Here is a 13,571-nt window from a genome sequence, read left to right as displayed (position 1 = left end):
TTTCAACCTATATGTGCACATATTCACAAAATGTTCACTTCTATACGAGCACTTCTAATCATATAGTGTAATGAGCCGATTGATGATGTCACTGGAGGGATTGAGATGCGAAGAATTTATCGGTTTTATCCTATTTTATTTATCACTTTAACTGTTTTTGCCTTTTTCTTAAATTTATTGGGCTTAATGAAGCTCATTCCACTTTTTATCACATTGCCATTATTTTTCTTATCCATCTACGTAACGCTTCATTCCTTAACCCAGCGAAATGTATATCGGCGGTTTAGGTAAAGGGGAATCAGCGATTTGCTGATTCCCCTTTCTTATTTGTGCACGCCTTATCCTAATAACATGCGTTCCATTTCATTCAATTTTTCCTCAAACACATCAAGTGCATCTAAAATCGGTTGTTTTGAAGTCATATCAACCCCAGCTTTTTTCAACACTTCGATTGGATAATCACTACTTCCAGCTTTCAGGAAATCAAGATAACGATCAACTGCACCTTCTTTTCCTTCTAATATGTTATTCGCAAGTGCCGTCGCAGCAGAATATCCTGTTGCATACTGGTATACATAATAGTTGTAATAGAAATGTGGAATTCTTGCCCATTCCAGTCCGATTGCTTCATCAGAAACAACTGCTTCTCCATAATATTTTTTGTTTAGATCATAATAGATTTCGGTTAGCTTATCCGCAGTAAGTGCTTCTCCGTCTTTTGCTCTTACATGGATCTCATGCTCGAATTCAGCGAACATCGTTTGACGGAATACCGTTCCGCGGAAGCCTTCTAAGAAATGATTTAAAATATATAGCTTTTGTTTTTCATCTTCTAAATTATTTAATAAATAATCATTTAACAATGCTTCATTTGTCGTAGATGCAACCTCAGCTACAAAAATGGAGTAATCTCCATAGCGGAAAGGCTGGGTTTTTCTTGTATAGTAGCTATGAACAGAATGACCTAGCTCATGTGCTAATGTAAACGTATTGTTCACATCATCTTGCCAGTTCATCAATATATATGGATTTGTCGCATATGATCCAGAAGAATATGCTCCGCTTCGTTTTCCTTTATTCTCTTCTACATCGATCCAGCGATTTTCAAAAGCTTCTTTTAGAATTTCTCCATATTCACTCCCGAGTGGAGATAACCCTTTAAACATAAAATCTTTAGCCTCTTCATAGGAAACCTTCATTTCAACTTCTTTGACCAAAGGTGTGTACAAATCGTACATATGCAATTCATCAAGCTTTAATACTTTTTTACGCAGCTCTGTATAACGGTGCAATAATGGAAGCTTTTCATTAACAGCCTCGACTAAATTATCATAAACTTGTTCAGGTATATTATTGTTATCCAGTGCAGCCTGTCTTGCAGATTCATAATTTCGAACTTTGGCAGAGAAATTATGGGTTTTCACTGCTCCACTAAGTGTTGAAGCAAATGTATTTTTAAAATTACCATACGTGTCATATACCTTAGTGAACGCATCTTCTCGAACACGACGATCCTTTGATTCTAAAAATGTAGAGTATCTTCCATGTGTAAGATCAACCTCTTCCCCATTCTCGTTGATAATTGAAGGAAAGGTTAAATCAGCGTTATTAAGCATACCAAATGTCTGCGAAGAGCTTGATAAAGGCTCGGATGCTTCGGCAAGCAACGCCTCTTCTTTCTCGCTTAATGCGTGTGGACGCCCGCGGTTAATTTCATCCAATACTTTTTTATAAAAATTTAGTTCTTCTTTTTCTTCAAGAAATTGCTTAATTTTAGCCTCATCCATTTGAAGCACTTCTGGAACAATATAACTCATTACACTTGAAGCTTGAGTTAGCACCATATCCGCTTGAGCATTTAAGCCTTGATAAAAGGAATTGGTTGTATCCTGATCATATCGCATATGCGAATATGTATATAATTTTCCAAGGCGCTCAAAAAGTTCATCCTGTAGTTTCAACAAATCATATAAGGCATCTGGAGACTCTGATAATTTCCCTTTATATGCTTCTGCTTTTGGAATATCATTTTGCAATTTTTTTAATTCTTCCTGCCACAATTCATCAGTGGCAAAGATATCCTCTAATCTCCATGTAGATTCAACTGGTATGTCACTGCGTTTTGGTAATTCCTTTGTGGTTTTTGCCATGAATAAATTCCTCCCTTATTCTTTCTTTACTATTTCTAGATTTCCTAGGTAAAATCCTTCCATCTATACTTTAGTATAACGAACTATTCCCAATTCATGCTCGTATTATGTTTGATTTTTGCCTAAATAATTCCTTTACAAGCTGCTCATCTCCTTGTACTGCTTGCTCAATATGATGATAAAAGGAAATTGGCTGGCGTTTTTTATACATACCGCTAGAGACTTTCTCAATCACTTGAAGCTGCTCGAGCAAGCTAAGGTACTCTTGAACTGGATTACTTTGCGAAGGGATTAATGGAAACTGTTTTGATTTGTATAGCTGCCGGAAGAAAAGACCTTGACATTCAGCATTAGAAAAAACACCTTCAACGGGAAGTGGATCAATAATCTCCAGGCAGACTTTACTCTGCCAATTCCATAGCGGGATTTTCATTCGATATTGCGAGGTTATTGGGAGATGGACAATTGATGGGAGGTTTTCAAGATGCAGTCCTTTGGAGTAGAGCCATCTACGCCAATTCAATTCACTTCCATAAGGTTTTATTCCTTGCGTCTGACGAAATTTAAACTTTTCTTTCTGCCATAAATATTGTAGTTCTGCATTTGTAAAAAATTCAAATTGAAACAGGTCTGAAAATTTATGTTTATTTAGTGGTGAAATACGGATTTTACCAATGGCTTGTGTGCTTTTGGTAATGAAAATATCTTGTAAGATTGCAAGTTGAGAGGTGTATGGGCAAAAGTAGTATAGGACAGGTGGCAATCGTGGGTTATATTGGTGCAGTAATTGTTTCGTAAACTGATCAATTCGAAAGCTATTCGCTTGATAACGTGTAAACAGGGTCGCTCCGGCAATCCATATTGGAATAATGCCACTTGATCGATATCCATGAGTACGTTTCCTTATTATTTCTCCTGAAATTCTAGCACATTGATACTCAATAGCAATTCGTCTGTTGTTCCATGTTATGAATATATCGGGACGTTGTTGAATTTCAGGAAGATATACTTCTAATTCCACCTTCATATCGTGGCGTTTCAACCATTGATATAGCAATAGTTTTCCTTGTTCATGATACATCCCCTCTCCACCTTCATAGGACGGACAATCTACAGTAGATTTATGAGCAAAATGAGCAATTATTTTAACACCAACCTTCATAATTACTTGTTTACCACAAACAGGACAATAAAATAGTATGCCAGTGTTTTTCAATGCCAGTATGCTTTCTCGATTCATGGATGCAAGCGTGACGGATCTACCATCGGCTGTTTTAGCTTGCAGCATTACATCACCTCCATCGAACTATATATTCGACAGTGAATGACAAAATCCTGCTTCTATTGGGATATAATTAAAGGTCTCTCCAATTTATATTTACGTTTTTTTTAAATCAACTTTAAAAAAACGAATAGTATCCAATTAGTTTGGTTGGCTACTATTCGTTACATACGCTCATTATTTATTTCAATTTAAACTTCGCTTCTGCACCTTTGGAAATATCTTCACCATCTATATTGCGCATCGGTCCGATTTCCATTTCAAATGATTTATCTTTCCAAATTTTTTCATACTGTTCTTGATCTAGAAGAAAAACTTGTAGCAGTTCATCGCTATCGTTAGCAGGAATAACATCACCATATCCATACGGCAATAACATTCCTTCATTTAATGTCCACTGTTTACCATCGTTTAAGTATAAATTAGAAGATATAGAGCTTTTGGAAATATCTTCATCATATCCATTATCGATAGTAAATCTAACTGTTAATAATACTACTTCATCAGACTGAAAACGCGGCGCTTCATCTGCATTTGGAACAAAGTTTGTGAATTGATAGCCTTCTAATGTCACACTTGCTTGGTCTACATCTTCACTCTTTCCAATTCCTTCTTCACTTTCTAACATCTCTTTGTCACCCATATTATCAGCAGTTGCTTTATCTTCGTAGAAGCCCTGGCTTGCGGTTTGTTCTTCCTTTTCAGCATTTTCCGCATCAAGAGGGAAGGAGAATCTACCTTCCGAACCAAAAGTAGTAGAAAAATCATCTTTATCTGTTTGAGGTTTTGGAACTCCAACATCAACCGCACCAACCTCTAATACGTCAACCAGACGATCTTCTCCAATAGGATATGCATAGTAACCTGTAAGTTCCTGCCCCGCTTCTAATAAGTATTCATTGTTAGGTGAAAGCAGCGTTGGTAATTGTTCTTCTTCAGGCAAAAGGTATCGATGATTATTTAAATCCTTATCCGCACCAACATAGGTCATATAAAGACTTGGCATATAATGTACATTTTCATCTGTATCATTTTTCACTGTGTATTGTGCGATAATGACCGCTCCATTATTTTGGTCATCAAATGGGATAGCGAAATCTCTATGAAAATCCGTTAATTCAACCAATGTATAAGCATCTAATGTTAATGATATCCCTTCCATATCATGCGATTGTGAATTATTATTTTCATATAGTACGTTTGCTATACCCTGTGTTTCCTCTTCCATATATGTAATCAATTCACTGAAACTGCCTTCCTTATTCGTATCTGCAGGCTCTTCTTCGTTTTCCTCTATTTTTTCCTCTTCTGCTTGATCTGGCTCTTCTTCTGTCTCATCTCCCATCACTTCTTCCTCTGGTTCTTCTGCACTAGCTTCTGATCCTTCATTTTCTTCATCTCCATTACCACATGCAGTTAGTACCATTGCTGATAAAAGTAATGTAATTAAAAATATAAGTCCTTTTCGATTCACGTGGTTATCCTCCTTCTTTACTAGACACAACTATTATATTACTATACCAAATCGAAAAGTCTATGAATATTGCAAAAATGATACATTATTCCTAGGTTATTAGAACGTTTGAAAATAAAAAAATAGACATTCCTATTACAGAATGTCTATACTTCAACTGGAAAGTATGATCTTACTTGTGAAAATGTATCTGATTCAAAAATAATTTTCCCATACTCTTCCAATAAATGAATGGATAAATCGGAATCATTTGCAAACTCTAGTACTTGACTGATTATATTCTCCTGATTGTTATCATCAAGTATTTCGTGAGAAAATTCCATGTATAAATAGTATTTATCATGATAATGGTATAGTGTCTCTTCCCCAAATTGAGATAGGTTGTTGAAATAATGACTTAACTGAATGACATCTTCAAATTCATTAAATTCTACAATAATCCACAAATTATCCTCAATCATATCTTCTTCATCACCTTCTGAAGACGAAACATTCTTACCAAATTTATCTTCAAGCAGGTTTTCGATTTTTTCCTCAACTGGTACATCGTAATCATCTGCATCCTCTGTATCTAATTCAAGGTGCTCCCCATTTTTAGATACTTTTGCCTTAGTAACAACTATTTCAAGCCCTTTTTCCATTGCTTGCACCTGAATCCATAATGGTCCATCGGGATTGAAGTCTTCCTTGTAATTAACTTCATCCATCATTTGCCAAAAAAGTTGTTCACTACGTTCACGGTTATACCAAATTTCCTCACGTTCAAAACCGAGGTCTTCAATGTCAATATACGAGATATAAAACTTAATGGTATTCTCATTTATTCTCTCTATTTCCAATTTAATTCTCTCCCTTCAAATTGAAAAATTAATTGCTGTTTCATCCTTGCAGGAGTATCGCCTAGTCATTTCATATTAAGGAGAACAGTTAGGTGGAAGAGACATCTTCACCAATTATTTATTTCAACTATTATGCTACTCTATAGTTTGTAGTACCCTTTTCAAGGTGACTCTAACCATCGTTATTCTCTGTTTACTTCTATTGTATGATAGTGTACGACATCTTGGAAATTAATATGCCTATTTATCATACGAATTTCTTCATTCCATCCAAATTGAAATGGATAGTTAGTATGCTATTTTACAGCATTCCCCCTATTTTGTCACCCGTTTCGCGCTATGAGATAATCACATTTTTCAGCACAAATACATGATGCATCTTGGTCTAATATTACAACAAGATTATTAGAAAAAATTGGTATCTGTTAAGCCTTACGTCACGGAAAGTTTCATTTTTTTAATTTCCGTCTGTCAAAAATCGCTTCCTAACTTCTGGACTAGGCAATTCACAACTCCTCTTTTTACCGAACCATTTATAACGATTTCGTGCAATAATTCCATAAAAAAAATCACGTATTGGTCTTGGGATAATTACAAAACCATAGACTATTTTCCATGGTCCCTTTAATTGCTTACATATTCGAAGAGCTGCCGCAGACTTAATGTAATACTTGTTATCCTCAATAAGCACCATACTATCTAAATCTTTAGGAGTATCAAGGCTTCTCAAGATATTTTTGCTAATATCACTTTGTAACGAAGCAAATTTAAAACGACCTTTAGGATCCCTAGTGATGATAAATTGTACACCTCGGTCACAAAAATTGCATTCACCATCAAATAATATTAATCTTTCCACGGCACTCACTCCTTATGTTGATGCTACCTCAACAAGATATTCTTATAGAGGTTGTTCAAAAATTCCTGTGAAAATACACATCGAGAAAAGAGGACCTTCGACTAAAAACTGACACGTCCTATGTCGAAAGCAGAAGTCAGCACATTCTGCGTAAGCCCGGTACGGGGGAGCTACTTCGCCTCGAACTTCGACGCACAGGAGCGTGCTGGTGTCCGCGCCTGCACAGGACGTTGCGAATTCAGCCGACTTCAGTCCTATTCATCCCCTTTTTGAATACATACTTATAAGTAGAAAAACGCAGCTCCATAACGGAGTCTGCGTTTTTTATTTTATTTATGAAAAAACAGTTAGTTAACCATCCTCTGAGCTTCGCGCAATTGAAACGTACGTACAGTTCTCGGTAAGAATCTGCGAATCTCATCTTCGTTATAACCTACTTGCAGGCGCTTTTCGTCCAGAATAATTGGTCTTCTCAATAATCCAGGATTTTTTTGAATTAGACTAAATAGATCCTTCATTGGAAGTTGTTCGATATTTACATCCAACTTTTGAAAAACCTTCGAACGCGTCGAAATTATCTCATCCGTTCCATCTTCAGTCATACGTAATATTTCTTTAATCTCATCAAGTGTTAACGGCTCAGAGAAAATATTACGTTCTGTAAACGGTATGTTGTGTTCTTCTAGCCATGCTTTTGCCTTTCTGCAAGAAGTACAACTTGGCGAGGTATAAAGTGTTACCATGAAACTTCACTCCTCATTTTTAAGTATGTTAGATCATTATCATAAACATTGGTAAACTTATTAAATTAAAATAAGTTTAAACTACCCATATGTATAAGTATACTACATTTGTCAACCAAAAGGTAGGGGATATTCTAGAATTAACAGGAAGTTTTACAATATTTTTAGATAATATCTTAACTCATTATGTAATGTACCCATTCTCAATTTCAATTAAACCTATTAAGTAAAAAGATTTCCCTTCAAATTGCAAACGTTTACTTCGAAATTTTCTAAAAATATATAAAAAACACTTGCAATGATTAAAATTTACAATTATGATAATTAACATAACTAATAATGTTAGGAAACCTAACATATAATGAAAGGAAGAGGAACAATGAAAAAGATTGAGTCCATTATTAGACCAGAAACATTTCAAACCCTTCGATATAACCTTTCACAAATCGGAATCAATGGTCTTACAGTGACTGAAGTTGCTGGAACTGGCAAGCAACGAGGGCAAACTGGTGTCTACAGATCAACAGAATTCCAAATACAATTATTATCGAAACTCAAAGTTGAAATGGTCGTGGAAGAAAATCAATTAGAACAAATCATTGATATTATTCTTGAAAGCTGCAACACAGGGAATATCGGAGATGGTAAGATATTCGTTTCTTCAATCGAGGAAACAATTCGAATTCGCACAGGCGAACGAGGTGTAGAAGCAGTTATGTGACAATAACTAACTCGAATACACTGATACATTTCTTTCACCGCTGTTCCGTAAAACTGGATATACCAATTATCTATATTAGTTTTATTTCGGAATGCATCTGTCCTAACAGTTAAAGATTCGTATTTTCTCATTTTTTAAATAAGGTTATGATCTTGTAACCTTCTCCATGTAATCTTTAGATCACAAAAATAACTTCACACCATGATAACAACATTCATTCTTTAAAAAGGATGTGACAGCATCTACTCTTCTTCATATCCTTTTAGCTGCTTTAAATTTTAGAGATAAATCTTTCTTTGTATATTCATTAAAATTCTGGGAGGAAATGATATGTTTAAGAAAAGTTTACTTTTATTTTTATTGATATCTTTTACTGCATCACCAGTTTATGCCGCATCCCCTACAGTTGAATCACTAGAATTATCCGTTAATCTGGTGTGGCTTATGTTTGGAGCCGTTCTAGTATTTTTTATGCATGCCGGTTTTGCAATGGTTGAATCTGGTTTTACACGCTCTAAAAATACGTTGAACATCTTAATGAAAAATTTTCTGACAATCAGCATTGCTGCAATATTATTCTTCATTGTCGGATACGGAATTATGTTTGGCACTTCTGGTGGTTCATTCATCGGAATCGACGGCTTTATGCTCAGTGGTGTGGAAGACATTGGATTTTTTGTTTTCCAAGCAATGTTTGTGGCAACGTGCGCAACAATTATGTCAGGGGCAGTTGCTGAACGAATCAAACTTGGCAGCTATGTATTTATTGTTGTAGCTATAACCGCATTTATTTACCCAGTGGTTGGTCACTGGATTTGGCAAGGAGATGGGTGGATGTCCACCTTAGGTTTTAGTGATTTTGCGGGATCAACGGTCGTTCACTTAACTGGTGCAGTTGCTGCATTTATGGTTGTGCTTATCCTGGGACCACGTATCGGAAAATATAAAGGAAATAAAGTAAACGTCATTCAGGGTCATAGTATACCATTAGGCGCACTTGGTGTATTTATACTTTGGCTGGGCTGGTTCGGCTTCAATGGCGGCAGTACATTAGCAGCTGACCCAGCATTAGTCCCAATGGTTATCGGCACAACCTTATTGTCTACTTCTGCCTCTTTATGCGCTTCGGCTCTTTATACAAAGCTTCGGTTCAAAAAAGTAGATGCTTCGCTTTCTATGAATGGTGTTTTAGGTGGGCTCGTCGGAATTACAGCAGGCGCTGCAGAAATCACACTTGGTGGGGCTCTTATTGTTGGATTCATTTCAGGAATCTTGCTAGTGGAAGGTATCCGTTTCTTGGATACCAAACTTAGGGTAGATGATCCAGTTGGTGCGATTGCAGTACATGGAATCTGCGGTATTTGGGGAACTTTGGCAATCGGGCTGTTTTCCACCTCAACCGGTTTATTCTACGGGAATGGATTTTCACAGCTCGGTATTCAAGCTATAGGAGTTGTTGCCGTAATTAGCTGGGTTGCTTTATCAGTTGGTGGTTTTACCTATATGCTAAATAAATTTTCTCCGATTCGCGTTTCAAGAGATGAGGAAATTGCTGGCCTCGACTTTACAGAACATGGTTCAAATGCTTATCATTTTAAAGATAACCTATTAGATGAAAACACAGAAATTCCAACAAGAAGCTTCGGCTTAGCCGATCGATTGAATCAAAACATACCTTTTGAAACAGCATCTAAGCAAAGTTCGTGACCTATAGAAAAAAGAATGCGACGAAAGCCTAACATAGCTTTCATCGCATTCTTTACTTATCGTAATTGCAGTCAACACTTTCCCCACTCAATGAAATAAACCTAACAATTATGCTTTTTCGGGCTTTTTTATTCCTTCTAAAATATCCTCTGAATCGCGCTTCTCATTATAACTCAATACCTCATCAACAGGTTGATATGCTTTTCCATATATTTCTTTATCCTTATACGTATGGATGTCATTATACATTTTTTTCATTTGTTCAAAGATGATCGCTTCGGCATCGTCATCTGGCGACCAATATAATATTTCCAGCTGTGTTTCTTCATTTGTAGCTAATGACCTACGATTATATCCGATTGATTGCGCATGGGTAAATCCTTCCCTGTTATAAAAACGCAACCTTTTTTCGGAATCCGAATCATCATAATCAATCGGCTCAACTTCTAATATAATTGGTTTGTTCTTTGCCTTTAAATTCTCGATTAATTGGTGACCAATTCCTTGTCCTCTCGTCTGTGTCGAAACCCATAGGTAATCAATAAAAAGGAATGTCTCAAATTCAGCATACATCAGTACATGCTTCGGACTTTCATCCTTATAGTATACATCCCCTTTTTCATCTAACAGGATTTCCATATGCTTTTTTGATTTCATTTCTTCGATCGGAAAATACTCATTAAGCTTTTCATACCAATTCATGGATCTACTCCTTTTTTCGTAGTCCCACTTAGTATAACGAAAAACGTTGCATTTGTTAAATAAGGTCTGAAAAGAAAACAAGAGACTGCCTTACAGACAGCCTCCTGTTATTATTTCCCAATCATATAATCAACATTTTCTGTATATACATTACCTGAATTCCATAGCAGGAACTCATCAATCCCGTTTTCATACAGCGCCTTAATTTGCGCTTCTATTTCTGCTTTACCATACTGCTTCGTAGGTCCGCTGTAAAGCCACGGAGCTTCAAAATCTTGAAGCCAAGGTCTGGATACTGGCGGTGTCTCAAGCTCACCTAATACCGCATTTTCAACCTTCGCATATTCTGAAACAAGTTTATATGGCTCTTCATCAGGATTTTCAATCCCAAAATACGATGTCCAATGACTTGGATAAATCATGGAAGAAATGACATCAACGTTCTCCGAAATTTTCGAGAAGTTTTGACCAATACCAGGTGTTTCTTCAATCGTTGCTGCATAACCAAAAATATCAACAGACACATCTACATCATAATTCGATAACTCTTCTCTTGCATATGCAACAAAATCCGATACTGCCTCAACTCGTTTTTTAATATTGTTTAAGTCCATATCCTTATAGTCACCGAGCGTATATTCTAATTCTTCATCCTTCGTTTCAAAACCTTCCGGGAAGCGGACATAATCAAATTGAATTTCCTGGAATCCCATTTCCGCTGCCATTTTGGCGATTTCGACATTATATTCCCATACCTCTTTTTCAAAAGGGCTGACAAAAGCTTCCCCTTTATTGTTTACCCATACTTCTCCGTTTTGTGTAAATGATAAGTCAGGACGCTTCTTAGCAAGCAGTGAATCCTTAAATACAACTACCCTAGCAATCGGATAAATTTGCTTTTCCTCTAAAAGTTCCATTAACCCTTCAGGATCTGAAATATAATTGGTTGCAATGTCTTCATATGGAGATCCTTCTTCCGGCTTAAACGTTAAATGCCCATGATCTTCTTTAATGTCGATAACCATTGCATTCAGATCAGTTGTGTCTACCAGCTCTACAAGGTTTTCAAAATTGCTAGACCCGACGGAATTTCCAGTTACATAGATTCCTCTGACAGCATCAGGATATTCAAAGTGAAACCCTGAGTCATATGTAAAACGCTTCACATTTTGTAATATGTCCATTAATTCTATGTTTGTCTGCCTCTCTTGATGCAAGGACGCCTGCACCGCTTCCTCACCTGCTACGAACGTTGGAATTGAAATACTAAGTAAAAGAATTCCAATGAATGCCATAATCTTACTACGCCTTCTTTTCCTCATGTTGAATCAATCTCCTATTAAAGTTAATAAGTTAAGTATAAATGAAAAGTTCGTTCATTTAAATGGATATTCCTTATTTGTTTTAAATACTTTTCACCTCAATTAACTTAAAGTATAATTACCCGCCAGTACAAAAATAAAACCGTTTTTTGTTTGAATATTTTTTTCGAAGGTTTGCGATAAAAAGTCGTTCAGTTCTCTATTTCAAAATCAAATATTACAGTATAATTGACTTAGTATAATATTTATAATAGAAAGGATGTTACAATGCCCTACAAATTGCGTTCGAAGCCGACTGCATTACGAATTCTCGAGTTTTTAAACAAACGAAAGAAATTAACAAACAAGGAAAAACAACACTATTTAAATTTACACAGGGGTTATGAAGGAGAAATTCTATTCGACAATTTCACAGAAAAACTACAGTGTGAATGCTTAATCTTAAACGATTTGTTACTAGAAGTAAATAATACCTCGTTCCAAATTGATTGCCTAATTATTACAGGAGATAAAACCTACCTTTATGAAGTGAAAAACTATGCAGGCGATTATTACTACCAAACTGACAAGTTATTCAAAAAACCCAGATTAGAAGTTATTAATCCCCTACACCAACTGAGCAGAAGTGAACCCTTACTACGACAGTTACTTCTTCCTACTGGGTTTAACCCGCAAATCGATGCCTCAGTAGTCTTTATAAACCCCAGCTTCACCTTGTACCAAGCACCTCTAGATAAACCCTTTATTTTCCCAACCCAAATAAAACAACACATGAGAAGTATAAATGAAATGCCCTCTAAATTAATGGAGAAACATCGAAAACTTGCAGATCGATTACTATCATTACATCTATCTGAGTCTCCTTATAACCAGTTGCCATCTTATGAATATGGTCAATTGCGAAAAGGAATTATTTGTTTTAAATGCCATTCGTTTTCTGTTTCAGTCAAACAAAGAGAATGCGTTTGCCAAGAATGCGGATATAAGGAATCTCTAACCAGTTCGGTATTAAGAATCGTTAAAGAATTTGAGATTCTATTCCCAAATGAAAAGATTACTACCAATAATATTCACGATTGGTGCCAAGTAGTGAATTCAAAAAAATCAATAAGAAGAATTCTATCAAGCAACTTAACTGCTGTAGGGTCACATCAATGGACATACTACAAATAAAATAAATCGTTAGGAGCATAAATCCAGCCTTTCATCTGTCTTGGTGAGGGGTTTTTTAATTCTTGCCTATAACTTTTTTATTTTATTGATAAGTTACCAAAGAATGGTTTTTGTGGCATTCGGGGCTTTCATCCGCTCTATGAGTGACCGAACAATTGGCTTTTTGCGAAGTTCGGGCTTTCATCCGCTCTATGAGTGACCGAAACTTTGGCTTTTTGCGGCGTTCGGGCTTTCATGCATTCCATGAGTGACCGAAACATTAAGTTTTTGTGGCGTTCGGGCTTTCATCCGCTCTATGAGTGACCGAAACATTAAGTTTTTGCGACGTTCGGGCTTTCATCCGCTCTATGAGTGACCGAAGCATTGGCTTTTTGCGGCGTTCGGGCTTTCATCCGCTCTATGAGTGACCGAAACTTTGGCTTTTTGCGGCGTTCGGGCTTTCATCCGCTCTATGAGTGACCGAAACTTTGGCTTTTTGCGGCGTTCGGGCTTTCACCCGCTCTATGAGTGACCGAAACTTTGGCTTTTTGCGGCGTTCGGGCTTTCATCCGCTCTATGAGTGACCGATACATTAAGTTTTTGCGGCGTTCGGGCTTTCA

12 protein-coding genes are annotated in these 13,571 nt (G+C 36.4%); 4 read left to right on the top strand and 8 right to left on the bottom strand.

Features of this window, described 5'->3' with window-relative positions:
- The first annotated feature begins 105 nt into the window (after positions 1-105).
- The gene (locus D1B32_RS24125) at positions 106-291 is read left to right on the top strand and encodes a hypothetical protein (RefSeq protein ID WP_095309486.1); all 186 of its coding nucleotides are present in this window, start codon (positions 106-108) and stop codon (positions 289-291) included.
- A 47-nt stretch (positions 292-338) separates the two neighbouring features.
- On the opposite strand, the gene pepF is transcribed toward D1B32_RS24125, so the two are convergent.
- The 6 genes from pepF to spxA form a co-directional block, all read right to left on the bottom strand.
- Positions 339-2,150, bottom strand: coding sequence for an oligoendopeptidase F (pepF, locus tag D1B32_RS04570; RefSeq protein ID WP_095309488.1), 1,812 nt, complete (start codon positions 2,148-2,150; stop codon positions 339-341).
- 94 nt (positions 2,151-2,244) lie between these two features.
- Positions 2,245-3,438 (bottom strand): competence protein CoiA, encoded by a 1,194-nt coding sequence (locus D1B32_RS04565; protein WP_095309490.1) that lies wholly within the window; start codon positions 3,436-3,438, stop codon positions 2,245-2,247.
- Between the two features lie 175 nt (positions 3,439-3,613).
- Complete coding sequence (locus D1B32_RS04560; RefSeq protein WP_240033729.1) at positions 3,614-4,906, bottom strand: DUF5068 domain-containing protein; 1,293 nt, start codon at positions 4,904-4,906, stop codon at positions 3,614-3,616.
- Positions 4,907-5,052: 146 nt separating this feature from the next.
- Positions 5,053-5,745 carry an adaptor protein MecA gene (gene mecA, locus D1B32_RS04555; protein WP_095309492.1) on the bottom strand — a complete coding sequence of 231 codons (693 nt, stop codon included), beginning with the start codon at positions 5,743-5,745 and terminating at the stop codon, positions 5,053-5,055.
- A gap of 457 nt (positions 5,746-6,202) precedes the next feature.
- The gene (locus D1B32_RS04550) at positions 6,203-6,604 is read right to left on the bottom strand and encodes a thiol-disulfide oxidoreductase DCC family protein (RefSeq protein WP_095309494.1); all 402 of its coding nucleotides are present in this window, start codon (positions 6,602-6,604) and stop codon (positions 6,203-6,205) included.
- A gap of 347 nt (positions 6,605-6,951) precedes the next feature.
- Positions 6,952-7,347, bottom strand: a complete 396-nt coding sequence (gene spxA / locus D1B32_RS04545) for a transcriptional regulator SpxA (protein ID WP_095309496.1) — start codon at positions 7,345-7,347, stop codon at positions 6,952-6,954.
- 379 nt (positions 7,348-7,726) lie between these two features.
- Between spxA and D1B32_RS04540 the strand changes: the two genes are divergently transcribed.
- Together D1B32_RS04540 and D1B32_RS04535 are read left to right on the top strand one after the other, a co-directional pair.
- Positions 7,727-8,068 carry a P-II family nitrogen regulator gene (locus D1B32_RS04540; protein ID WP_095309498.1) on the top strand — a complete coding sequence of 114 codons (342 nt, stop codon included), beginning with the start codon at positions 7,727-7,729 and terminating at the stop codon, positions 8,066-8,068.
- 330 nt (positions 8,069-8,398) lie between these two features.
- Positions 8,399-9,775 (top strand): ammonium transporter, encoded by a 1,377-nt coding sequence (locus D1B32_RS04535; protein WP_118888746.1) that lies wholly within the window; start codon positions 8,399-8,401, stop codon positions 9,773-9,775.
- A 108-nt stretch (positions 9,776-9,883) separates the two neighbouring features.
- Here D1B32_RS04535 and D1B32_RS04530 read toward each other — a convergent pair whose 3' ends face one another.
- On the bottom strand, positions 9,884-10,477 hold the full coding sequence (locus D1B32_RS04530) for a GNAT family N-acetyltransferase (protein WP_095309502.1): 594 nt from the start codon (positions 10,475-10,477) through the stop codon (positions 9,884-9,886).
- Between the two features lie 110 nt (positions 10,478-10,587).
- Positions 10,588-11,799, bottom strand: a complete 1,212-nt coding sequence (locus D1B32_RS04525; protein WP_118888745.1) for a putative glycoside hydrolase — start codon at positions 11,797-11,799, stop codon at positions 10,588-10,590.
- A 267-nt stretch (positions 11,800-12,066) separates the two neighbouring features.
- Here D1B32_RS04525 and D1B32_RS04520 point away from each other — a divergent pair, with 267 nt between their 5' ends.
- Entirely contained in the window at positions 12,067-12,972 is a 906-nt protein-coding gene (locus D1B32_RS04520) for a nuclease-related domain-containing protein (protein ID WP_095309506.1), read from the top strand.
- Positions 12,973-13,571 lie beyond the last annotated feature (599 nt).

It is taken from the genome of Oceanobacillus profundus, assembly GCF_003515705.1.
In the GTDB taxonomy this organism is placed as follows: domain Bacteria; phylum Bacillota; class Bacilli; order Bacillales; family Amphibacillaceae; genus Oceanobacillus; species Oceanobacillus profundus.
Note: the sequence above shows the minus strand (reverse complement) of the source record. Positions and strands in the feature narration are given on the sequence as shown.

Excerpts from the sequence above, each read along its gene's own strand:
- D1B32_RS24125 (WP_095309486.1), top strand. The coding sequence starts at position 106 with ATGCGAAGAATTTATCGGTTTTATCCTATTTTATTTATCACTTTAACT.
- pepF (WP_095309488.1), bottom strand. The coding sequence starts at position 2,150 with ATGGCAAAAACCACAAAGGAATTACCAAAACGCAGTGACATACCAGTT.
- D1B32_RS04565 (WP_095309490.1), bottom strand. The coding sequence starts at position 3,438 with ATGCTGCAAGCTAAAACAGCCGATGGTAGATCCGTCACGCTTGCATCC.
- spxA (WP_095309496.1), bottom strand. The coding sequence starts at position 7,347 with ATGGTAACACTTTATACCTCGCCAAGTTGTACTTCTTGCAGAAAGGCA.
- D1B32_RS04540 (WP_095309498.1), top strand. The coding sequence starts at position 7,727 with ATGAAAAAGATTGAGTCCATTATTAGACCAGAAACATTTCAAACCCTT.
- D1B32_RS04535 (WP_118888746.1), top strand. The coding sequence starts at position 8,399 with ATGTTTAAGAAAAGTTTACTTTTATTTTTATTGATATCTTTTACTGCA.
- D1B32_RS04530 (WP_095309502.1), bottom strand. The coding sequence starts at position 10,477 with ATGAATTGGTATGAAAAGCTTAATGAGTATTTTCCGATCGAAGAAATG.
- D1B32_RS04525 (WP_118888745.1), bottom strand. The coding sequence starts at position 11,799 with ATGAGGAAAAGAAGGCGTAGTAAGATTATGGCATTCATTGGAATTCTT.
- D1B32_RS04520 (WP_095309506.1), top strand. The coding sequence starts at position 12,067 with ATGCCCTACAAATTGCGTTCGAAGCCGACTGCATTACGAATTCTCGAG.